The organism is Campylobacter concisus (assembly GCF_002914195.1).
GTDB classification, from domain to species: Bacteria; Campylobacterota; Campylobacteria; order Campylobacterales; family Campylobacteraceae; genus Campylobacter_A; species Campylobacter_A concisus_M.
Map to the genome: position 1 here is coordinate 212,852 of NZ_PPAU01000108.1, position 21,602 is coordinate 234,453.

General features: G+C 37.4%; 20 protein-coding genes. 5 read left to right on the forward strand and 15 right to left on the reverse strand.

The features are described from left to right. Window positions 1–175: 175 nt before the first annotated feature. Entirely contained in the window at window positions 176–715 is a 540-nt protein-coding gene (locus tag CYP28_RS07130) for a hypothetical protein (protein WP_103593658.1), read from the forward strand. Here the strand turns inward: CYP28_RS07130 and CYP28_RS07135 are convergent. Continuing rightward, window positions 708–2,510 (reverse strand): putative bifunctional diguanylate cyclase/phosphodiesterase, encoded by a 1,803-nt coding sequence (locus CYP28_RS07135; RefSeq protein ID WP_258034137.1) that lies wholly within the window; start codon window positions 2,508–2,510, stop codon window positions 708–710. The two genes, CYP28_RS07130 and CYP28_RS07135, sit on opposite strands and share 8 nt — an antisense overlap. 534 nt (window positions 2,511–3,044) lie before the next feature. Beyond that, window positions 3,045–4,886: an invasion protein CiaB gene (gene ciaB, locus CYP28_RS07140; protein WP_103593660.1), complete on the reverse strand. Its 1,842-nt coding sequence runs from the start codon at window positions 4,884–4,886 to the stop codon at window positions 3,045–3,047. A gap of 91 nt (window positions 4,887–4,977) precedes the next feature. On the opposite strand from ciaB, the gene CYP28_RS07145 reads away from it, so the two are divergent. Further along, entirely contained in the window at window positions 4,978–5,391 is a 414-nt protein-coding gene (locus CYP28_RS07145; RefSeq protein ID WP_103593661.1) for an acyl-CoA thioesterase, read from the forward strand. 148 nt (window positions 5,392–5,539) lie between these two features. Beyond that, window positions 5,540–6,178, forward strand: coding sequence for a Crp/Fnr family transcriptional regulator (locus CYP28_RS07150; protein ID WP_103593662.1), 639 nt, complete (start codon window positions 5,540–5,542; stop codon window positions 6,176–6,178). Window positions 6,179–6,256: 78 nt separating this feature from the next. Here CYP28_RS07150 and CYP28_RS07155 read toward each other — a convergent pair whose 3' ends face one another. The 11 genes from CYP28_RS07155 to CYP28_RS07205 form a co-directional block, all read right to left on the reverse strand. Beyond that, complete coding sequence (locus CYP28_RS07155; RefSeq protein ID WP_103593663.1) at window positions 6,257–7,123, reverse strand: formate/nitrite transporter family protein; 867 nt, start codon at window positions 7,121–7,123, stop codon at window positions 6,257–6,259. Between the two features lie 163 nt (window positions 7,124–7,286). Further along, the gene (locus CYP28_RS07160) at window positions 7,287–7,733 is read right to left on the reverse strand and encodes a hydrogenase 3 maturation endopeptidase HyCI (protein ID WP_072594541.1); all 447 of its coding nucleotides are present in this window, start codon (window positions 7,731–7,733) and stop codon (window positions 7,287–7,289) included. After that, window positions 7,733–8,077 (reverse strand): formate hydrogenlyase maturation HycH family protein, encoded by a 345-nt coding sequence (locus CYP28_RS07165; protein ID WP_103593664.1) that lies wholly within the window; start codon window positions 8,075–8,077, stop codon window positions 7,733–7,735. Before CYP28_RS07165 ends, CYP28_RS07160 begins: the two co-directional genes overlap by 1 nt. Then, window positions 8,074–8,898 (reverse strand): NADH-quinone oxidoreductase subunit B family protein, encoded by an 825-nt coding sequence (locus tag CYP28_RS07170; protein ID WP_021091627.1) that lies wholly within the window; start codon window positions 8,896–8,898, stop codon window positions 8,074–8,076. The genes CYP28_RS07165 and CYP28_RS07170 overlap by 4 nt, the downstream gene beginning before the upstream one ends. Further along, window positions 8,895–9,434 carry a formate hydrogenlyase complex iron-sulfur subunit gene (locus CYP28_RS07175; RefSeq protein ID WP_103593665.1) on the reverse strand — a complete coding sequence of 180 codons (540 nt, stop codon included), beginning with the start codon at window positions 9,432–9,434 and terminating at the stop codon, window positions 8,895–8,897. Before CYP28_RS07175 ends, CYP28_RS07170 begins: the two co-directional genes overlap by 4 nt. Then, a complete protein-coding gene (locus tag CYP28_RS07180) occupies window positions 9,431–11,167 on the reverse strand; it encodes an NADH-quinone oxidoreductase subunit C (protein ID WP_103593666.1) in 1,737 nt (578 codons plus the stop codon). The genes CYP28_RS07175 and CYP28_RS07180 overlap by 4 nt, the downstream gene beginning before the upstream one ends. Continuing rightward, entirely contained in the window at window positions 11,164–12,645 is a 1,482-nt protein-coding gene (locus CYP28_RS07185; RefSeq protein ID WP_021091695.1) for a hydrogenase 4 subunit F, read from the reverse strand. Before CYP28_RS07185 ends, CYP28_RS07180 begins: the two co-directional genes overlap by 4 nt. A gap of 2 nt (window positions 12,646–12,647) precedes the next feature. Beyond that, a complete protein-coding gene (gene hyfE, locus CYP28_RS07190; RefSeq protein WP_072594544.1) occupies window positions 12,648–13,292 on the reverse strand; it encodes a hydrogenase 4 membrane subunit in 645 nt (214 codons plus the stop codon). 1 nt (window position 13,293) lies between these two features. Beyond that, complete coding sequence (locus CYP28_RS07195; RefSeq protein WP_084041928.1) at window positions 13,294–14,214, reverse strand: respiratory chain complex I subunit 1 family protein; 921 nt, start codon at window positions 14,212–14,214, stop codon at window positions 13,294–13,296. Between the two features lie 9 nt (window positions 14,215–14,223). Further along, window positions 14,224–16,191 carry a proton-conducting transporter membrane subunit gene (locus CYP28_RS07200; RefSeq protein WP_103593667.1) on the reverse strand — a complete coding sequence of 656 codons (1,968 nt, stop codon included), beginning with the start codon at window positions 16,189–16,191 and terminating at the stop codon, window positions 14,224–14,226. 1 nt (window position 16,192) lies between these two features. Beyond that, on the reverse strand, window positions 16,193–16,762 hold the full coding sequence (locus CYP28_RS07205) for a 4Fe-4S dicluster domain-containing protein (protein WP_021091760.1): 570 nt from the start codon (window positions 16,760–16,762) through the stop codon (window positions 16,193–16,195). A gap of 414 nt (window positions 16,763–17,176) precedes the next feature. Between CYP28_RS07205 and CYP28_RS07210 the strand changes: the two genes are divergently transcribed. Together CYP28_RS07210 and CYP28_RS07215 are read left to right on the forward strand one after the other, a co-directional pair. Further along, on the forward strand, window positions 17,177–18,262 hold the full coding sequence (locus CYP28_RS07210; RefSeq protein ID WP_103593668.1) for an MBL fold metallo-hydrolase: 1,086 nt from the start codon (window positions 17,177–17,179) through the stop codon (window positions 18,260–18,262). A gap of 44 nt (window positions 18,263–18,306) precedes the next feature. Then, a complete protein-coding gene (locus tag CYP28_RS07215) occupies window positions 18,307–18,594 on the forward strand; it encodes a hypothetical protein (protein ID WP_103593669.1) in 288 nt (95 codons plus the stop codon). Between the two features lie 711 nt (window positions 18,595–19,305). Here CYP28_RS07215 and CYP28_RS07220 read toward each other — a convergent pair. Beyond that, window positions 19,306–20,349, reverse strand: a complete 1,044-nt coding sequence (locus CYP28_RS07220) for a c-type cytochrome (protein WP_103593670.1) — start codon at window positions 20,347–20,349, stop codon at window positions 19,306–19,308. 2 nt (window positions 20,350–20,351) lie between these two features. Further along, window positions 20,352–21,596: a cytochrome b gene (locus tag CYP28_RS07225; RefSeq protein ID WP_084041924.1), complete on the reverse strand. Its 1,245-nt coding sequence runs from the start codon at window positions 21,594–21,596 to the stop codon at window positions 20,352–20,354. Between the last annotated feature and the right edge of the window lie 6 nt (window positions 21,597–21,602).

Genomic DNA, 21,602 nt, shown 5'->3' on the forward strand with positions numbered 1-21,602 from the left:
AAATACGAATAGCACTACAACTGCAATTAAAATCCATTTTCGCATACCAGTTATAGATGATTTTGATATTAAAAAAATAGTGTCCCTCTCCTAAGAAATAGTCCAAATTATACAAAAATTGACTTTGCTTTTGGTTATAATTTCCCAAAAATTTTAAAATTCACAAAGGTATCTTATGAAGTGCAATATCGTCATAAATGGACAAAATTTAATAGATTATAAATCTTTTATCTTATTTTTCTCAAAGGCGGCAAGAAAGCAGTATTTTATAAACACTTTTATGATATTTACTGAAGCCATCATAGCTGGTTTTGTTGCTGATATGCTATTAAAAAGTAAAATTTTTACTATTATTGGGGCTGTTTTTGCTATATTTTGGATCATTTTTTATCCTATTTTTTTAAAAAGAAGTCGTATAGCTGCATTAAAGAGAATTGAAATTTCAGATGTTCAAAAGCAAATGAATTTTGAAGTAAATGAGGAATTTCTGGCTTACTATGAAGGCGAACCCAAAGAAAATGAAAAATTTGACCTAAATGAAGTTAGTGAAATTTATGAGCTAAAAAATATCTTTATCGTTTTTTTAGAAGAAAAAATTCATCTAATAATCCCAAAAGATGAAGCTAGCTCAAAAATTATAAATGAGCTGGCTAGACTTTGCGATAAAGATATTTTAAAATTTGAAAATTTTAGCGCAAAGAGTGTGCTTAAATAGTGCTTATTATAAGCTTTTCAAAATCCTCTGCACTCATTGGCTTGCCCCAAAGATACCCTTGTACCTCATCACATCCAAGCTCTCTTAAAATTTCAAGCTGGGTTTCATCTTCGACGCCTTCAGCAATAGTCTTTAGCTCCACATTTTTAGCCAAAGCTATAACGCTTTTTACTACGTCTTTATCTATATCATTTATAGCAATATTATCTATCAGCTCTTTAGCGATCTTTAGGCGACTCATAGGATATTTTTTGATGTAATTCATTGATGAAAAACCGGTACCAAAATCATCTATGGAGATGCAAATTCCTCTATTTGAAAGCTCAGATAACGCGCTTTGCATCATCTCTTCGGCATTAACGAGGCTAGCCTCAGTGATCTCAACATCTACACAAGATGGATCGATGCCGTATCTATCTATATAGCTTAAAAATTTAGATGCAAAATTTATATTATCAATCTGTTTTGGTGAGATGTTTATGCCTATTTTTAGGTTTGTATTATATTTTTCATTCCAAAAGGCCATTTGTTTTATAGCATTTTTTGCCACCCATTTTCCTATCGCATTGATAATAAAGCTTTGTTCAGCTATTGGGATAAATTTTGATTGATCTACCGGACCTTTTATAGGAGAGTTCCACCTAACAAGAGCCTCTGCTCCTACTATTTTTTTACCTTCTATTAGATACTGGGGCTGAAATTTTAGCTCAAATTCTTCATCAAAGCTTATACTATTTAGCAATATTTCTATGTAGTTTCTATCCTGAATCATGCTTTTTATATCACTATAAAAAACGTACTTTTCAGATGTATCTTTTTTTGCTGCTTCTAGTGCTGCTTCTGATTGCATGATAAAATCATCAGCCAAAATTTCACTAGTTTGTGTCGAACTAATCCCTATTTTCGCATCAAGTACAATTTTATAATCATCTATAACGATTGGCTCTGAAATAGCTTTTAGTAGATAATGTAAAAATTCCCTGCAATGAATGTCTTCATTTTGCTTGACAACAACGATAAAGTCATCTCCGCCAGATCTTGCAAATAAGGAATCGTTTGGTGGCAATATTGACTCAATATTTGAAGCAAACTTTGCTATTACATCATCGCCGATATAGTGCCCGTACGAGTCATTTATCGCTTTAAAATGGTTTATGTCAATACTATAAATATCTATCTTTTCGCCAAGTGCCTTTGACTTTATCATCTCTTCAAGCCTTGCGATAAAATACTGGCGATTTAGAGCGTTTGTTAAATAATCATATTTACTGATCCTTTGTAGGTGCCTATTTGTCTCTTCAAGCTCTTTTACTTTACTTTCTATCTGATTATTTAATACTTTTTTGATATGTATTTCACGTTTAATTAAAATATCCATCTTTCTAACATTAGAAAATGTATAAGATAATGCTCCGTATGCAAGCAAAGTAACTAAAATAGAAAATAACCATGTCAAATTTATCTTCCAAGAGTACAAGATCATAATCGTCAAAAATACGGCGAAAACAAATAGCTTTTGTATTAAAATTTTATCAAAATCGTTTCTGAGTGCCCTAAATTTTAGATTTGCCTCACCCTCTCTTAAATGAAGCGCAGCAACAAACAACATAAAAAATGTGACCTTAAATACAATGTCGTATCCAGAAAAGGATATTTCATCTATCCAAAAATCCATTGTAGTGGTAAAAATATCATAAACGCTTATTGCAATAAGTGCTATCAAGCATAAAAATATAGATAGTCTTCTTTTTGAAAATTTAAGTGAAAAAAACGCAACAAATGAAGTACAAAACATAAATAAATCTATGGCGATATAGCTTAGATTAAAAAAATCTTTTTGACTTAATACTTGAGTTAAATTTCTATCAAAAATCATAAACCACATAAAGCTAAAATATATTGCGGAAATAGAGACCGAGTCCACAAATACTTGCATTAAAAATAAATTTTTCAAATTTTTAATCAAAATGTAAAAAGCAGAAAATGCAAACATAAAATATGAAACTACGTATGAGATTTGTATAAAATTGACTTTAGAAAGAAATTGTTTAAGAAAATCAACCTTATCATATAGCATCCACATAGTGTCTGATGCTACCCAGCAAGTAAGGCCTAGTAATATATATATCCAATATGTTTTTAAATTTCTTGTCTCTTTTAGCTTTAAAAAGATAAATAATGTGATCATAAAATCAAATAGAGCAGTAATTATGTCTTCATAAAAACCACTAGCAATAAAATAACTAACAACATATACACAAAAAAGTATCAACATAAATAAAAAAGATACTTGATTTTCGTTGCTTATTTTACTTATCATGTTCCGTCTTTATATATCTTTCTCTGCCTTTTTGGCTAAGCTTTGCCATCTTTGCCACTCGCCACTATCATCGACGTCGTTGCCGATAGCTTCGTATCTAGCGTAAAAATGCTCAACAAATTTCTTACACTCTTCATCTTTTGGCAAATAGCTTAGTTCATCTTTTTGGCAAAATTTCCCCAAAAATGTGCTCGCATCAACTTTTTTAGCGTATGTTTGCGCTAGATCGTAGTAGTTCTCTAAGCAAATTTCTTTAAATTTAGCGTAGGCTTGCTCGCTCATATACACGCTTAGCTTGCCGTCAAATTTAAGCACTCCAGCCCTAAAAAGCAGGCTAAGGTGTATAAGCCCCTCGCAGTAATACGCCCTCACCTCATCGACCTTTCGCCACGCGATAAGCCCAACTGCACGGGCGATTAGCTCGTGAAAGACGGCCATTTTATACTCCACCTCTTCGTGTAAAAAGAAATTTACTAGCCCACCAGTTGTCGCCTTATACTCTTCTATAAATTTAAAGACGCCACTTTTATTCATCATCATCTCGGTATCAAGCCCGATAAAGAGGATGTGTCCGAACTCATGACCGATCGTTGAAATTTCATAGACTTTTTTCCAAATTTTTGGCTTTAGAAATAAAATTTCTCTACCAAAGTCCAAAAACTCTTTGCTAAAAATTTCAGCCCCAAGCTTCATAAAAGGTTTTGCCTTTGCGCCTTCATAGACGTGATTTACAAAGGCAAAAATTTTCTTGCCGCATTTTGCGCTCACACTCTCATCATTTGGCACGACTTGAGCACTAAAAAGCCCATTTAGCTCGGCACCATAATAGATCATCGGCACGCTTATATAAAGCTGCGTTCTAGCGATATTTTCGCTAACCGCCTTGTTTGTTTCAGCATTATCAAATTTGATCTTTTCGCAAACGCTTTCGTAAGTTTTTGTCACTTTTTCTTTAAATTTAAACTCGTCAATGCCCTCGCTATCCACCAGCCTGATGTCCCACTCAAGTGCGACTGCGTGCGTGTAGGCATCCTCGTAGTATTCTAGCGGATGGCCTGGCTGAAGCGCGCCTTTTACCTCCATCCACGCTATCTCAGCCTCTTGCCAAGCGTTTATCACTTTAGCATTGTCCTCTTCGCAAAAGGCATTTTGCAGCTTTTCAAGGTATTTTACGTAGGATTTTTGCTCGTTATTTTGAGCTAAATTTCTTAAAATTTCAAGGTTTTTTATAAATACTTTTTTAAGCTCTCTAACCTCATCTTTAAAGGCAAGCGCATAAGGCAAAAAGCTAAATTTCTCGCCCTCTTTGCAAACTGCGCCATACGTTCTATCAGCTCTTACGCCGTTGCTATCACACTGAAATAAAGCATTTTTAGTAATAAACTCATTTGCCTGGCTTAAATCTTTAAATTTAGCCTCAAACTCTTTGTTTGTAGTGTCTATTATCTTTTCTTGCCATGAAATTTGCCACGCATTTAGACTAAGCCCAAGTTCATGCATCACCTGCACAAAAACTTGGTTAAATGGATCTAAAATTTTCTCTTCTTTGGCCTTTTCTAAAAGCTTGGCGTGCAGGTTTTCATATAAATTTCTAACGTAGCCATACATTAAATTTAGCACTCGTTTTTGCTCATCTTCGCCTAAATTTAGCTTTTTTAGCTCATTTTGAAGCGGATCTACTTTAAGATCTACTATCCTTCTTGCAAGAGCCAGTTTTTGGCTTGGTGTACCAGCAAGACCACAAATTTTAACAGCTTCGTTTATAATGTCATCGTCTAAATTTTTATAAATAGCATTTAACTTATTTTTTTGCTCTTTTGTAAGCTCATTTAATCTTTTAAAATCGTTCATATTTTCATCCCCTGAAGTTGCAAGATTTTAGCATAAAGCCATTAAAATTTGCTACAATCAACCAAAAATTTTAACATCTAAAAGGCAAAAAATGGATATTTTAAAAGATTTTGGTGAGCCGCGCATAAAACAAGTCATGCTGCCAAAAGATACAAACTCGGCTGGAAATATATTTGGCGGTTGGATAATGAGTCAGATCGACCTTGCAGGTGCACAAGCCGCAAGAGAAATTTCTCCCGAACGCGTTGTGACAATTTCTATGAAAGAGATCATATTTAAGCAACCAGTTTTTGTTGGTGACGTGCTAAGCTGCTACGCAAGGATCATCGTAGTTGGCAAAACATCGATAACAACACAGATAGAAGTGACTGCACTTAGACTAAATGACGGTGGTTTTAGAGAGACTATACATGTCACAAGCGCCATCGCAACCTACGTCAGTGTGACAAAAGATGGACATAAAAAACCTATAGATGAAAATCTAAAAAAACTTCATGGTTTTTAAAAATTTGGTTGCATTTTATGCAACCTTCTTTAAAAATTAATACTACTTTTAAAAATTATTGAAATTCTTAAACTAAAAGCAATATTTTTCAACTTCTTTAAATGCTTTGTGAAGTAAAATCAGGCTCTATACATTTTTTGGGAGAAAAATGAAAAAATCACGTCTAGGCCTTTTGCAAACACAAATTTTAGATATCCTAACTCAATCCGAGCTTGATAAATTTGAGTACAAAAACCTTCCAAAAACAAGCATCATTTACGCAGAAGAGATCAAAATCATCATTTTAAAAAGCGGCTGTGCAAAGCTTTCGTTTTTTGAAGACGGGGAAGAATTTATCCTTTACCGTTTGGAGGCAAATAACATTGCTGTTCTTGATGATAATTGTGCTTTTGAAATTTTAGAAGACGCAAAAATTTACTCCATAAACTTAAGCGAAATAAGTGGAATTTTATCAAATGTAAATGTTGTAGATGAAATTTTAAAAGCTGTGTTAAATGCAGTGATCGTGCAACGCCAGATCATAAAATCAATACTTTTTGAAGATGCAAAAGGTAGGATTGCAAATTTTTTGATCGAGCTTGCAAAGGAGCAGGATCTAAAACAAAATGGCTATCACTACATATTTTTGCCATTTTCTCTAAAAGTGCTCTCAAGCTTTGTGGGGCTCAAACGTCAAAGCGCTTCAACTGCTTTTAATGAGCTTATAAAAGATGACATCATAAGAAAGATCACACCACACGAGTTTTTAATAATTGATTATGAAAAACTTGAAAGTTACACAAACTAAAAACCAAAATTTTTATAATGGCTAGCAAAGAGTAGTCTTAGAGGATTAGTCTTTGCCAAGAAGCAAAGACTAAAATTTTTAAGCTTTTTTCTTCATATCAAATTTATTAGCCATAAAGCCAACTAAACCAACAAAGAAAAGTCCGCCACAGATATTACCAAGTGTAACTGGAACTAAGTTTTTACCGATAAAATTTCCCCAGTTTAAAACTTCTAGTTTTTCAGCCGTGATGCCATGTCCTAGAGCTGCAGCCGCAACAGCGATATCTCCGCCGTTTACTGCTATATAGTGAGCTTTTGAGATGATGGCTTCAGTGATGATAAACATATTTGCCACGCAGTGTTCCATTGAGCAAGCCACAAATGCGCCGATCATCCACATAATGGCAAAGAATTTACCAGATAGATTGCTCTCACTTGTCGCAGTCCAAATAGACATACAAACAAAGACGTTACAAAAAATTCCGCGGATAAATAGCTCATGAAATGGTGCTGTGATCTTGCCAATACCAGCTGGTATAAAGTGCTGCAAGATGTAGCCATCATACTTTAGTGGCAAGCCTGAGTAGTAGTACATATAAGCGATCAATGCGCCGCCAACGAAGTTAAATATCCAAACAATAGCCCAGTATCCGATAGTCTTACCTAGTTTTAGCTTTCCTTCATATGCACTAACACCACTTAAAACTGAGCTTGTAAAAAGATGTCCGCCATAAAAGACAACCATCATAAGACCACAGCTAAATGTGATACCGCCGATAAAATTTGAAAGGCCAATAGACTGATTTTCAGCCATACCAACTGTCGAGTGAGCCCAGAAAATATCACCCATAGCAATAGCAGCTCCAGCCATGATAGCAAGGAAGATAATACTAGTAAGTGGCATATGAGCCTTATGCTCCATAGAGCTTGAGACCGCTTGAGCGGTTTCTGCCGGATTTAACATTACATTCTCCTTTTTATTTTCAATCTCGCACATGAGCCAGGCTCATCTTTGCGACCAAAGTTTAACACTTTGCAAAATCACTAAAGTCAAATCGCTGCTTGCGATTAAAAGCAAAATTTTGCCTTTAGTAACCAAAAAGATTAAAATTAGCCATTTGCCAAATTTAACCAACTAAATTTTTATCAATCTCTACAATTCTTAAAAATGCTTTTCTGGCACTTTTTTTAGCTTGCTCACTTAGTCCCTCTTCAAAATTTAAGACATTTTCGAGCAAGACGCTAATGCCAAGAAAAAGCGTCTTAGGACAAATTTTTCGCAAATAGCTTAAGAGTACTGGCGTTGGGAGATTGTGAGTTGAGTAGATGTAATCTCTATCGTCACTTAGGTCGAAAAACTCTATCTTATCCTCATCAAAGCCGCTCATTGCATCGACTACTATCAAGATATCAGGCGCAAATTCTCTAATAGCTGAAAATTCATTCTCAGGCACATCTTGCCCAAAAAAGACTTTCCACTCTTTTAGCTCGTGCTCCACGATGCGGCCTACTTCATTACCCACATCATCATCGCCACGCATAGGATTACCGATGCAAAGGATGGCCTTTTTCATCAAAAGTCCTTCCTAAGCACGATATATCCCTCTTTTAAATTTGCCAAAATTTCTTTAAGCTTACACTCACAAAGCTGTGGCAAGAGTTTAGCGATATGCTCGGCAAAAATTTCAACTTCAAAATATTTGCTTAAATTTCCGATCTTAAATTTCACGTATTCGCCTGAGTTTTTGATCATCTCGTCAAATTCCTCATCGCTTAGCTCTAAAATTTTCTCGCTAAAGTCTATCGTACCAACGCCGTGTCCCACGCAAGTGGAGAAAATTTTTATCTCCTTTAGCTCGAGTGGAAGCTTATCGTTGTCGTCCATATGCCTTTTTGTAAGCTTATAAACTTGTATCATCTTTTACTCCAAACCTCGCTATCAACGTCTATAGCAAAGCTTTTATCAGCTTTTGCATATTTTAGATAGACATCATTATGCAAAAGCCCCATACACTCAGCATATCTAGGATCTTCCTCTTTTTTGATAGCTGTAAGCACAGCCTCTCTTGAGATGCTTGGGTCATGGACATCTTTTGAACATTTGATAGCATTCATATATTTTTCAAAAAGGATTCTACCAAAGATATAGCTCATTAGCCTTCTACTTTCGGCTTGCAAGTCACGCTCGAATAAAATATCACCTATGACTGACTTCTCAACTGAAGGCGGCAATGTATTATCTTCCTCATAGCTTTTTTTATGAAGCTTTTGATCGATGATACCAAGAGCCATGCCAAGACCGTAAATAATGCTTGCTGGATGTGGAGGACAGCCTGGGATATAGACATCGACTGGGATTATCTTATCGATGCCGCCCCAAACGCTATAAGCGTCATGGAAAATTCCACCGCTACTTCCGCACGCGCCAAGAGCAACCACGATCTTAGGATCTGGGGTCGCCTCATAAGCACGAAGAAGCGGATAATACATCTGTCTTGTTACAGGACCAGTGCAAAGCAAAATATCAGCGTGTCTTGGGTTTGCTACAAGCTTAAAACCAAAACGCTCAGGGTCCCACATCGGTGTAATAGCTGCAAAAATTTCTATCTCACAGCCGTTACAGCTTCCGCAGTCGATCCTATAAACGCTAAAGCTTCTTTTGATATTTTTTAGATGCTCTAGCTTTGCAGTTAGATCATTTGCTGTTTTTATGTCCTCTGGGACTTGATATAGACTCATTTTATAGCCTCCTCAATGCCTTTTGTTAGCCTCTCAGCAGATTGATTTTTCTTGCACTCTGGGCAGATAAAAAGGTAGTCTTTTGCCTCTTCAAGTCTGCCTGGGAGTAAATTTGCAGTGCCAAGCTTTTCAAGTGTGAAATTTATAAGCCTTTTTGGTGTAAATGGCTTGCCACAGCATTTGCAAGTTTGCATCTCAAGCTCGCCCCTTTGTATAAGAGCGCTCTTGTCAAATTTAACCGCAAGCTCAAAGCTATCGCTAAGTCTTACGGCTCCAGTTGGGCAAACCTCATCGCAGCGTCCGCAAAATATGCAGCGCCCGCAGTCAAATTCCCAAACAAGCTTTGTTTGCTCCTCGTTCATCTTAAGTTCTATCGCGTTGCTAGGGCAAGCGATACCGCAAGCTGCACAACCTATGCAAAGATCGTATGTATAGTTTGGCTGACCACGGAAATTTTCAGGAACAATATATGGCTCAAATGGATAGGCGTATGTCGCCTTTCCATATTTTTCTGTGATGTCAAATAACTTCATCATCTTAAATCCTTCTTACTAACCCCGCCATCTTGACAGAATTTTTTAAGGTCTTTCTCTGTTAAAATTTTGCTCTTTTTAGTCCTTACATCGACTAATGTAACACGCTCGGTGCATGAGTAGCAAGGGTCAAGTGAGCAAACGATAAGTGCAGCATCACTTATGTTGTTGCCTCTGAATTGATACCTTAGGCTTGGCCAGTTGTTATATGTTGCTGCCCTGCATCTCCAGCGATATACTTTTTGAGCGCTGCCTTGCATGATCCAGTGAACATTTTCGCCACGTGGTGCTTCATCATGACCAAGTGCAAAATTTTCAGGTTTGATCATAGTCACAGGATCGATCATGATAGGTGTTTGAGGCATCATCTCAAAGCATTGGCGGATGATGTGGATAGAGCTTTTTAGCTCTTTATATCTAACCATCTCGCGAGCAAAAACGTCGCAACCATGCTCAACTGCTACTTCAAATTCTATCTGTTTAAAGAAGTCATATGGGTGATCGTAGCGGTTATCGCGTTTAAAGCCAGAGCCTCTCATATTTGGACCAACTGGGCTAAAGTCACGTGCGATTTGGCGATCTAGGATGCCCACACCTTTCCAGCGTCCGATTTGGCGTTTATCCTCCATAACTGCATCCCAAATTTCTGAAATTTGAACGTCAAGTTTATTTATGATCTCGATGCCTTTTTTAATCTCTTGATTTGTCATATCACGTCTTAAACCACCCATAACGACGTTACCGTATGTTTTACGTCCGCCAGTTACTAGCTGAGCTAGCTCCATAGAGTACTCACGAACCCTAAAGATGTGCATGAAAGCGTTGTAGTTACCAGTAACCTCACAAGCTAGACCGATATTTAAAAGGTGGCTGTGAAGACGCTCGATCTCAAGACAGATGACACGTATAGCTTGAGCTCTTAGTGGAATTTCAAGCTTGATAGCTTTTTCTGCTGCTTCGATACACGCAATAGCGTGAGCATAACCACAAATTCCACAAACTCTCTCTGCAAGATAGCCCATTTGATCATAGTTCATTCTATTTTCAGCTAGCTTTTCCATACCGCGGTGTTGATAAAAGAGGCGGTAGTCAGCGTCGATGATCTCGTCGCCGTCGCAGAAAAGTCTAAAGTGACCTGGCTCATCTGAAGTGATATGTAATGGTCCAAGTGGCACATCAACTACTGCATCACCTGTTGGGAACAAAAACTCAGAATCAGGCTCATCTCTGTGATCTACTGGATCAGGGCGGTAGCGATAATCCATCGCATCTTTTCTAAGTGGGTGAAGTCCATCTGGCCAGTCATCACTTAAAACTAGACGCCTTTTATCAGGCAAACCTTCGGCTACCAAACCAAACATATCATAAGCTTCTCTTTCGTACCAAACACAAGCTGGCACTAGCGGAGTAACAGATGGAAATGTCGGATCGCTTCCTGGAATAAGTGTTTTAACAGTGATGAAGCACTTATCCTCAGCAGCAAAGTCATCCGCCTCAGTCATCTTGCTACCTTCCATTGAAAGAGCATAATAAAGAGCAAAGCTGCCATTTATCTGGCGCTCATCATTTGGTATCATCGTGCTTATGAAGCCACCGATATCATAATAAAGCGTTTTAACAGCTAGTGGAAGATCGTTTCTATCAACCAAAACTGTGATCTGATCGTCTGCTTGACGAGTTACCTCTAAAATTTTTACCTTGGTTTTTAGGATTTCAACAAATTTATCGCCTCTCATTTTAAAGCTCCCATCATTATATTAACACCGTTATCTACTAGCGTATAAAAGCTATCTACGTGCCATACGCCAAAGATTATGATAAGGGCACAAAGTGCTATAAGAGGTAAATTCTCTAACAAACTCATCTCTTTATTATGAACAACCACACCTTTTGGCTCGCCAAAGCTTGCCATGTTAAAGTGCGCAAAGTCAGCTATGAAAATAACTGCAAGTGCAATAGCAAATAGCGCAACTGCGATGTATTGACCACTTGTGATGGCTCCTACAAAGACGTTATACTCGCTAACAAATATAGCAAATGCTGGAACACCAACTAGTGAGCAAACAGCCGCGCCAAACATTATAGTGGTGATCGGTGCGATCTTAACCATGCCGCCCATCTTACTCATATCTTTGTGGCCATAAATTCTTGCAATGTTGCCTGTTGAGCAAAATGCCAAAGCTTTTGTAAAACTGTGAGCCAAGCAGTGGAATATCGCTGCAAATAGACCAAATTTACCGCCAACACCAAGTGCAAATGCGATAACACCCATATGAACGATTGAGTGGTATGCAAACATTCTTTTTACGTTGTGTTGTCTGATTAGGAAAAATCCTGCTACAAAAAGAGTGATAGTTCCTGAAACGATCATTATGCCCTCAACAAAGCTAAATCCAACTGCTTGAGCTGTGATAGCGTAGTATCTTAAAAGTGCTAGCATCGCACATTTTAAAAGTACACCTGAAAGCAAAGCTGAAATAGGTGCTGGACCTTCAGCGTGAACGTCTGGTAGCCAAGTGTGAGTTGGAGCAAGACCAGCTTTTGTACCAAAACCAATTAGAGCAAATACAAAAATAAGTTTTGCTGCATCTGGGTTTAAATTTTTAGCATTTGCCATTATGCTTGAAAATAGCATAGAAGCTTCGCCATCTCCTAGAGTGCTAAATGTGGCTGAATATAAAAGAACAGTCGCATAAAGTGCAAATGCTAGACCGATTGAGCAAAGAACAATGTATTTGTAACCACTCTCTGTTGATTTTTGATCTTTGTGGATAGCGACCAAAAATACTGAAGCAAGAGTTGTTGCCTCGATAGCTGCCCACATAAACGCAACGTTGTTGCAAATAACGCTTAAAGTCATTGTAAAGATAAATACATGGCTTAGTGCGTAGTATTTTTTAAGATCACTTAAGTGGATGTGTCCATCTTCAAGCTCCCACCTCATGTAGTGGATAGAGTAGAAATTTACTATAAATCCAGTTACAGCGATAAGCACCAAGAAAACACAGCCTAAGCTATCTAAAAACAAAAATTTATCAAAACTATAAAAAGTTCCGCTACTTAAGACTTTAAGAACATTGTTAAGTAAAGCCACCGATGTCGCAGCAGAAAACAAAACATGAAGTCCGCTTAATACCGCATAATTTTTAGGACTCAAAAACAAGACCAAAGCACCAAGGAGCGGTAAGATAAGTATTAAAGCTAAACTATCCATCTCTAACCCCTTAAATTTGAAGCTTTAGAAGTATCTAAGCTATCATAAGCTTTATAAAATCTAATCGCTAAGACGCTCATGATGATAACGGCAAATATCGCATCTGTTAAAATTCCAAGCTCGACTAACTCATGTGAGTTATAAGCCATTAGAGCAAGGCTTAGGTGGATACCGTTTTCAAACAAGCAGTAAGCTAGAATTTGTTTTATAAATGAGTTTCTTAGCATGAAGCCAAAAATTCCCATCATAAAGACCGTTCCAGCTGCGATTAGCATGATCTCTTCTTTGATAAGAGAGAATTTTAAAAATATAGGGTGGATACTCATTGAAAGAGCTAGAGAAAATCCCATAGCAATAACAGGACTTACAAAAAATCCACCAACTGGCTCATCTTCGCTAACTACGCCAAGTTTTTTGATAAGCCAGAATAAAATTCCTGGCACAAGCAAAACTTTGGTAAAAAAGGCAACAATCGCCCAAGTTTTGAGCTGCTCGGCGTTAAATTTCTCAGATAACAAGAAAAATATGCTAACTAAAAGTAGTGTCTCAATCGCATAAGCGATGATTGAGAGTTTTAAGCTTCTAAGACCAAAAACCGCAAGCGAAGTTACGATCATGCAAATGGCTAAAATATCAAGTGTTTGCATCTCACACTCCTACTACATAAAGTGTTAGTGCAACAAACGAGATAGCAAGTGCACCAAGCGCATTTTTGCGTAAAGATGAAGTCATTTTAAAGCGTGGACCAAAGTTGTCTATAAAGACAGCCGCTACGTAAAATACTCCAGTTTTTATCACAAAAACGATAATAGCTAAGAAAGGATTACTAAAATTCCATGGCTCAAATATAGTTAGGAAAAGTCCGATCATAGCAAACTGTTTTAATATAAGTGATGCTTGAACTAAGCCAAGGTCGCTACCTGCGTACTCGCCAAGCAAGCCCTCTTGAAGCTCTTGTTCAGCTTCAGCTACGTCAAATGGTTTTCTACCAGTCTCAACATACATGCACCATAAAAATGCGATAGAAGCTACGGCAAAACTTGGGATTTGATATCCGATAACGCCAGTTTTTACCATCTCTTGGATCTCAATTAAATTTGATGTTTTAGCTGCAAGCATTACTACGATTAGGCACATGATCATAACTGGCTCAACATATACGCCTAGCATTTGCTCCCTGCCGCCGCCTGTTGCTGCAAATGGGTTGCCACTATCCATTGAAGCTGCACCAAATACAAATCTAAGCAGTGCGCCAAGATAAAGGATCACAAATATATCTGAATATGCTCCAAAAACAGTGTCTTTGCTATATGTTATAGGTATAGCAGCTAGCACTGCAGCTGAAGTTGCAAAAAGGAAAAATGGAGCCCATCTAAATACCCAGTGAGAGCACTCAGGCACGGTTCTTCCTCTTCTAAAGAGTTTTATAATATCACGATATGTTTGAAAGAAATCGCTACCTTGTTTTGATTGAAGTCTAGCTCTTAGTTTTCTTGCCATACCATCAAACAAAGGAGCTACCAAAACGATAACGACTACTTGAAATATCATTAAAAGTATAGTTTGCATTTTCGTCTCCTAAACTAAAAAGTAGCCCACAGCAAGTATGGCACAAAGATAAATTAGGATATAAAGCGTATAGACGTTTGTGTATCCGCTTTGAACAATGCCTAGTTTATCAGCAAATTTCATACACCATTTGATGACTGGCTCATAAAACATTCCCCACCAGATATCTTTTGGATGGTTGTGATATTCAACCGCGTCAAAATAATTTCTAGTAACGATCTTTTTATCAGCTCTAAATAGCCATTGCATAATCTTTCTAAGATCGCCTGTAAATGGACCACCTGTCATTTGCATACGTGAGCTATATTTAAAGCCACATGCCCAAGGATCAGTCTCGCGTGGTTTATCTCTGTTTGCTTTCATAACAGCAAGGATGATAAATGGCAAAATCATTGTTGAGCAAAGAACCAAGGCTATCAATGGAGTTGAGATCATACTGCCTATTGGTGAAGTTACATTTATAGCACCAAGGCTAGCTTTATAGTCGCTTATAGCGATAGAATTTACAGCTTGCATGATGTAATCAACTATGTAGTTTGCGCCAAGACCAAAGCCAACGCAGCCTATCATTAAGATGATCATACCAAGAACCATGCCTATTGGACTCTCTTTAGCATTTTCCCAAATTTTTTGATCTCTTGGAGTGCCTGCAAAGATAACAGCGTAAAGTTTGAGGTGCATGCCGACCAAAACGCCTGTTAGCGCAAGGGCTACGACGCCAAGCGTAAATGCATATCTAACTAATGTTCCCTCGCCCATCGCACCTTGAAGCATACCTTGATATGTAAACCACTCTGAAACAAAGCCATTTACTGGAGGTAAAGCTGCGATACCCATGATACCTATAAACATACCAAGGCTTGTCCATGGCATCTTTTTAGCAAGACCACCAAGGATGTCCATATTTTGTGTGTGAGTAGCGTGGATAACTGAACCAGCGCAAAGGAAAAGTAGACCTTTAAATATAGCGTGGTTAACTACGTGGTAGCAGCCTGCTAGAAAACCTACTGCTGCTAGTGTTAAATTTCCAGCTGCGACACCATAAATTCCTGTACCAAGACCTAGTAAGATGATGCCTATGTTCTCAACTGAGTGATAAGCAAGTAAAGCCTTGAAGTCGTGTTGGCAAAGAGCGTATAAAACACCAAATAATGAGCTAGCTGCACCAAGAGCGAGTATTGTAAGACCAAAATATGTGCTAAGTGGCAAGTAAAGTGTAAATTTAACTAGTGTAAATAGAGCGACTTTAATCATAACGCCTGACATAAGGGCCGAAACATTTGATGGTGCTGCTGGGTGAGCTTGTGGGAGCCAAACGTGGAATGGCCACATACCAGCTTTGCTACCAAATCCAACCAAAAACAGTATAAATGTAGCAACAGAAGCGCCAAATGGCATCTTAACGCCCATGAACGCACTAAATTCTGTACTTCCTGCATAGTAAGCAGTGATAAGCAAACCACAGGTGATACAAAATGCACCGATTTGTGCGATGCCAAGATATACCATAACCGCTTTAAGTGTATTTTTACCGTCATTGACGATGATAAGAAATGATGAGATAAGAGTCATAAGCTCCCATAAAACAACAAAGCAAAATACATTATCAGCGCTAATTACTAGAAGCATTGAAAGGATGAATATATTAAACAAACATGCAAATACGCCAACGTTTGCTTTTTTGATATACTCGTCTGCATAGCTCATACCATAAACACTACTTGCAAATCCGATGAAAACGACGACAAAGCTAAAAAAATTTCCAAGTGGATTTAGCACAAATTTTGGCGAATACAAAAAGCCATCCATAAGAGCAAAGCTATCGCTTACTCCCATATTTGCAACAAAGTGACACATCGCATAAAAACAGCTTAAAGCACTTAGTCCAAAACCAACCTTTACAGCGGCCTTTGGAGCACAATAAAGCAAGATGCTAACGACGGCACTTACAAGAAATAGCATATAAACCGTAGTCATCTTATGCTCCTTGTCCGTTTAAAATTTTAGTAGCAAATTTATTCGCTGCTTCATAATCTATCCTCTTGCCAAGTTTATGTTTACCCTCTTCAGGATCAATCATAACAAGAGCACTCGTTGGACAGACATCAACGCAAGCTGGTCCATTTTCACGACCAAAGCACATATCGCATTTAACAGCGATATTTTTTGCACCTGATTGTGACTCTATCTCAAGGTTGTACTTTGGCTCGACAGCGTAATTTACTGAAGGCATAAGCTCTGCACTTGAGCTTATTGCACCGTAAGGACAAGCGATCGTGCACATCTTACAGCCTATACAAATTTCCTCGTGAAGCTCGATGCAATTATCATTAAATCGCAATGCCCCAGTTGGACACACATTCGCACAAGGACCATCGTCGCATTGTCTGCACTGAGTTGGCATAACGCCAGTAGCTTCTCTTAGCACACTTAGCCTTGCACGTGACAGCTTGCCGCGTTCATAAGCGCTCTTAAAACATGCAGCCATGCAGGTCGCACATCCTATACAGCGTTTATAATCGGCAATCACAAATTTATGTTTTTTCATAAATTCCTCCCATTAAACAAGGCTAAACTGCCCTGCACACTTTTAAAGTGATGGTTAGTCACCAAAATAGAGATAGTTAAATTTTTATTTAACATCTCAAACGCTCCTTCCTAATTTTTGTAATAATTCTATAACTTACAATGAATAAATTCCGTCATCTATCTGACAAATTTTGTATTTTTAGAATTAAATTTTTATTTTATATATCTTTAAGATTATCTACTTAATATCGATTTTTAGGTATGTTTATTTGCTAAAGGATAATATTTATTAATAAAATTTTCCTATAAAGAGTAAAAATATCTTAATTAAGTTTAAATTTACAAGTTAATTATTTAGGCTCGGGTTAATTAAATAAAGCTGAAATTTAAAAATCTAAAATATAATCCGACCTTTAAATTTAAAAGGCTTTTTATGGGAATTTTTATAGTTATACTTTTGCTTATTGTTGCAGTTTTTGTATTTATGAGATTTGCCCCAGTTTTTGGTGGCGTGCCAGATATTAAAAGCCAAAAGCTGATAGAATCTTCGCCAAATTTTAACGGCAAAGTTTTTATAAATTTAGAGCCCACTATTGATATGGTAAAGAATAATCCGCAAGCATCTATGTTAAATTACATTCCGCAAGCACTCTTTCCACCAAAAGGCAAGCTACCAACTAAGCCTTTGCCAAATTTAAAATTTGACGCAAATGCACTCAAAAACGGCGAGTTTATCTGGCTTGGACACGTTAGCCTCATCTGCAAGCTTGATGATAAAACTATCATCACTGACCCAGTTTTGCACCGAGCATTTCCACTGCCAATTGGCGGTAAGCCCTTTGCCTACGAGCATGCTATCACCACTAGTGACTACCCAGATGTGATCGATATCGCTCTCATCTCGCACGATCACTACGATCATCTTGATCATAAAACGATACTTGAGCTAAAGGATAGAATTTGTAAATTTCTAGTGCCACTTGGCGTAAAAGCTCACCTTGTAAAATGGGGCGTTGATGAAGACAAAATTTATGAGTTTGACTGGTTTGGTGATCAAAAAATAGGAAATTTAAACTTCACGTTTTGTCCTTCAAGGCACTTTAGTGGGCGCACATTTAAAAGAAACACGACGCTTTGGGGTGGCTGGGCGGTTGAAGAGACTGGCTTTAGCTTTTATTTTAGCGGAGATGGCGGATACGGCAAGCATTTTAAGATGATAAATGAGAAATTTGGCTCCTTTGATCTAGTTTTTATCGAAAATGGTGCTTATGGCGATGGCTGGCCTTACGTGCATATGAAGCCAGAGGAGTCAGCGCAAGCACTAAAAGATATTGGGGCAAAGCTTGGCGTGCCGGTGCACTGGGGCAAATTTGATCTATCTTATCACGCTTGGGATGAGCCGATCAAGCGTTTTGAAAAGGCAGCGACAAAACTTGGGCTAAACTATGCAACGCCGATGATTGGAGAAGTTTTCACTACCCAAAATCCGCCTAGAAAAAAGTGGTGGGAGAAAATTTAGGAATAAATTTTGCTCTAAATTTTAAAATCCAAAAGGAAATGCAGATGAAAATTTCTGAAAATTTAGCAAATCTAAAAAATGTCATCGATAAAGCTGCAAAAAATGATCTTGATATGAGTGCAACTGGAAGCTTTTTACAAAATTTAGAAAAAGCAAATAAAGAGACTGAAAAAATTTATAAACAGCTAGAAAAAGAGCTAAAAAGCGATGTGCAAATGTTTAAACAATTTGACTTCATGCAGATGATAACAAAGCTTCAATACGGCAACCTAAAGCCAAATGAACGTGAAAAACTACTCAATAAAATGAGCAAGATCGCTAAGGAAATTTAATTTTAAATAGACTTGATGCGGAGCTAAATTTTACTATTTTTGTGAAATTTGGTGGGTTTTAGTGAGTGATTTACTTAAAAATAAATTTATTTAAATAGCGACCGTTAAAACTCAGATATATTTCTATTTTCTACCGAAACGCTTATATATTCATAGCTTACATGGCAGCATAGACATACTACTGCTTTAGGTTTTTAGGCAAATTTTTAAAATTTCATAAACGAGTAATTTCGGCTTTGATTTTAGTAGCAAGCCTTGCGGGACCTAAAATCAATAGTGGATTCTTACGAGAAAATGAAAGTTTAAAAATTGTAAAGCATATAGACCATACAACTCCTATTCTTTTATTAAGGGAGAAGGGAGCTTAAATTACGGTCTGCTTGCAGTTGCGAGCTAGCAAAGCAAAAGAACTTCCTTCTCCCTTAACAATCCCTCTTCCCTGACACGTTCAAAGGGCATGCTCTAGTGCTAAAGCACTGCATGCAGTTTTGTTAATTTCGATCAAACTTTAATGAGTAATTTCGGTTCTAAATTTTGAGCTAAGCGGTAAGTGAAACCAGATTTTAGCAGTCAGCTCTTGCGAGTGAATGAAAGTTTTAAAATTTGCAAGACTGCTTGATTAAATTTTGTAAAAGAATAAATTTAAAGAATACCTACTGATATATGTAAATTTACCAGAGAAGATTTAAGAGCCAAAAAGGCTCTTAAATTTTAGTGTAGTTCGCTCCAAACTTTGCGTTTCCAAAGCCAAGCAAAAATTCCTAATATAAAGAAGTAGATCATCGTGTAAAGACCTTTGCTCTCGCGCTCAGCCTTTTTCTTGTCACCTACTTTTTGGATATAAGCTACCACATCGTCTTCAGCAGCTTTATTTAAACCAACTCTTGGCATTGCGGTACCTGGTAGCATCTTTTGAGTATCGTTTATAAATTTATGTAAATACTCATCGCCTTTTGAACGAATCATCATAGATAGATCAGGCGGGTTTGAGCCCATATAAGCGGCAAGGCTTACTTTGTTGCTAAATGCATATTTTTTGTCATATTTTATATCATGACATCTTTGACATGCATCAGCGAAAATCTTTTCTTCAGTGATCTTATTATTTGCCTTTTCATAATCAGCAGATACCTTTTTCAAATAAGCTACTATATCGGCAGTCTCAGCATTTATATCGCCACCAGCACCCATAAATGCGGTCATCGGAAATGGATGCTCGTCGTTAAATTTATGAGTTAGCTTTAAAGCCATATTTGGATTTTTAATGAGTGCAGCCAAGAATTTATCGTCATAAATTTTACCAGCGGTACTAAGATCTGGTGGCACTACCCCAAAGCTTTGACTAGCTGTCTCGGCATCCATACTAGCTGGCATACCTGCTGCCTCTATACCGTGGCATCCTGTACATCCAGCTGCTACAAAAGTGTCAGCACCCTTTATAGCGTCACCTTTTGTAAGATCGATAGAGTTAATGTCATTCCAAAATGCTGTATAGTCATCAAGAATTTTTTGTGCTACTTCTACATCTTTTGTAGCCGCATCTATACTTGCCTTATTTCCGCTAGCCTTAGCAGTCTCAAGTGCTGCCTTTTTTTGCTCTAAAAAGTGCTTTGCATAGTCAGTATCTTCTTTTGAGAAGTTATACTCAGCATTTGCAGTATGAGGGTGAAGCTTTGTGTGAGCATAAGGCTCGATACCCCAATATAAAACACCTGAAAGAATAACAACAATGGCAAAAATTTTAAGCTCTTTCATAATTAGCCCCTCTTTCTTTCAAGTATTGTTATAACTGGCAACGCAATTATAAATAAGAACAAGAATAGCAATGATGAATAAAATCCTATCCAGTCATTATAACCACCTGTTGGGAGTTTGCCATATATAGATAAAACGATAAGATCGACAACTAAGACCCAAAACCATATAAAAAATAGTGGTCTTTTGTGAGCTGGAGCTACAAGGTCGCTTCTATCAAGAAGAGGTATAAGCATAAATGCAACACCCGCAAATGCAAATGCGATAAGACCGATGTTGTAAGCTGAAATTCCAGCGATATCGAAGAAGAAGCCACGTAAAATTTCATATTGCCACAAGAAATACCACTCTGGATAGATATGTGGTGGGGTTTTTAGTGGATTTGCTGGCTCAAAGTTGATAGGATCCATTGCAAAGTTGAAGTGATAGCAAACAAGATAGATGACAAATATCATAAAGAATGATACATACATAAAGTCTTTTGCCAAAAATCCTGGCCAAAATGGTATAACTTTAGATTTTGCTCTATCGCCGTGTAGATACTCTTGTGCCTCTACTTCAAAGTCTATATCTTCGCTTGTTAGGTTATTAACATGCGGAACTCTTAAAGAGTAGAAGTGAATAACCAAAACAGCTATCGTTACAAGTGGCAATAAACAAACATGAAGCATAAAAAATCTAGTAAGTGTTGAGTCACCAACTGCATAATCACCTCTAATCCACTCAACTAAAGCGTCACCAATAACTGGCACACCGCCAAAAAGCTGAGTAATAACAGTTGCCGCCCAGTAGCTCATCTGTCCCCATGGGAGCATATAACCACTAAATGCCTCTGCTGAAAAACAGATAAATAGCACCATACCACTTATCCAAATGACCTCTCTACCTCTTTTGTATGAACCATAGTAAAGTCCAGTAAGCAAGTGAATATACATAATAAGAAATATCGTAGAGGCTGAAACTGCGTGAATGTGACGCCAAAGCCAGCCATACTCGACCTCTTGCATGATAGTATAATTTACACTATCAAATGCTAAATTTACATCTGGTTTGTAATACATTAAAAGTAAAAAACCAGTAACGATTAAGAGCATAAAAAGCGTTGTTAAAATAACGCCCATTGCCCAAAGGAAATTTATATTTTTTGGTATCCAGTATTCGCTAACTAGAACCTTCATAAGTTTTGTAAAAGCTAGGCGTTGATCAAGCCAGTCAATAACGCCAGTTGATTTATGAGCTAAAGACATTGCTAT